Origin of the sequence: Olsenella sp. An290, assembly GCF_002159535.1 — a bacterium.
GTDB lineage: Bacteria > Actinomycetota > Coriobacteriia > Coriobacteriales > Atopobiaceae > Thermophilibacter.
In genome coordinates this window covers 1-1,705 of record NZ_NFIU01000037.1, presented here as the reverse complement: position 1 = coordinate 1,705, position 1,705 = coordinate 1, and the positions used below count along the sequence as shown (strand labels likewise).

General features: G+C 71.1%; 1 protein-coding gene and 1 pseudogene. Both read left to right on the top strand.

Annotated features, from left to right (window positions below):
• Positions 1–203: 203 nt before the first annotated feature.
• The gene (locus B5F84_RS09390) at positions 204–1,280 is read left to right on the top strand and encodes an IS3 family transposase (RefSeq protein ID WP_087323321.1); all 1,077 of its coding nucleotides are present in this window, start codon (positions 204–206) and stop codon (positions 1,278–1,280) included.
• 229 nt (positions 1,281–1,509) lie between these two features.
• Positions 1,510–1,705 (top strand): annotated as a pseudogene (locus B5F84_RS09385) (hypothetical protein); the annotation flags it as partial.

Below are 1,705 nucleotides of genomic sequence, written 5' to 3'. Positions count from 1 at the left end.
GCCGAACGGGATGGTCGGCGTGCCCGCGCTCAGACCCGAAACTTTTTCGCGCTCATTCCCGAAAAACCACCGCGCTCAAACCCGCAATACGGAGGCTATCAAACACACGCGCCTGGGCCGCGGGCAGGCTCCCGCACTCGTGCCGCCCCCGCGAGCGCTATCGTGAGGGGGCGCGGCGGGGGCCGCGCAGGGAGGAGGCCGCCATGTGCGCGAGGGGCACCTACGACCCGCCGGCCACGGGGCCGCTCGCCGGCCTGACGCCCGACCAGATCGAGAACCTGCTGCTCAGGGCGGTGTTGGACGACCTAAAAGGGGGAGGCTGCGCCCCGGCTTCGATCTCGAGCAGGAGCAAGTGCGAGCTCGGCGAGAGATTGAGGCGGGCGACCGGCCTGCCCCTCCGCTCCGTCACCGGTTTCTTGAGGATCTCGAGGAGCTCCTATGAGCACCACCGCGCCCGCCTCGGGCGCGACCGCGACGCCGGGCCGCGCCCGCTCGTGAGGGAGGCCTTCGAGGCGGGCCGGGGCCGCCACGGCTACCGGCGCGTGCACGCCGAGCTGCGCCGCCGCGGGGTCGTCGCCTCCGAGAAGCGCGTGAGGCGCGTGATGCGCGAGGAGGGGCTGGTCGCGAGGCGGCCGCGCCGCAAGAGGCACAGCTCCTACGAGGGCGAGCCGGACGCCAGGCCCGCGAACCTGCCCCGCGAGCGGGCCGAGGCCAGGCGCGCCGCCGGGGAGGACTTCCGCGCGGACCACGACCTCTCCGCCGCCGCCCCCGGCGAGCTGCTCGTCACCGACGTCACCGAGTTCGCGATGGACGGCTACAGGCGCTACCTCTCGCCGGTGGTCGACTGCTTCGACGGGATGCCGCTGGCCTGGTCGCTGTCGCTCCACCCGGACTCCGCCCCGTGCGACTCGTCGCTCGCGGCGGCCCCGGGCGCCCTGCCGGGCGGCGCGCGCCCGACCGTGCACACCGACGGCGGCGGCCCGTACCGCGCGGCCAGCTGGAAGGGGCTGTGCGAGCGCCGCCACGTCGCCCGCTCGATGTCCAGGCCGGCCCGCAGCGGCGACAACGCGCCGGCCGAGGGCTTCTTCGGCACGCTCAAGATCGAGATGTTCGACGGGCGCGACTGGGCCGGGGTGGGGCTCGAGGAGTTCCGCGGGGAGGTCGACGCATACATGGCGTGGTACCGCGACGGGCGGCTCAAGCGCTTTGACGAGCCGGGCGGCGGCTGCTCCTACGAGACGATCGAGGGGAGGAGGCGCAGGCTCGGACTGGCGGTGTAGGCTTGGTACAAGAAAATGTCCGCATCCCCCAAGGTCGTAAAAAAGTAGTAAAACGCTTTGCTAGCGTATAGAACTCCTCATTTACTGGGTCTTTTCTTAAAACCGACAGATGTTGCCGTGACAGACGAACAGTATGCGCGTCATGTGCGTCCTCCCGGTTCTGGGGCCTCCCCGTCGGGCCGGGCCCCATCGTCCGCTACGCTGGGTCGGCTGAAAAGGAGGTACAGAAATGTCACAGGCCCTGAACCTCGTCCGGAGGGACCCCGTCCTCGCCGTCGCCACCGTGCTCGCCGTGGCATCGTGCGCGCTCGTGCCACCCGACGCCGGCTACCTCGAGTACGTGGACTTTCGCACGCTCGGGCTGCTCTTCTGCCTCATGGCCACGATGGCAGGGCTCTCGCGCGCCGGCGTCTTCCAGGCGGCGG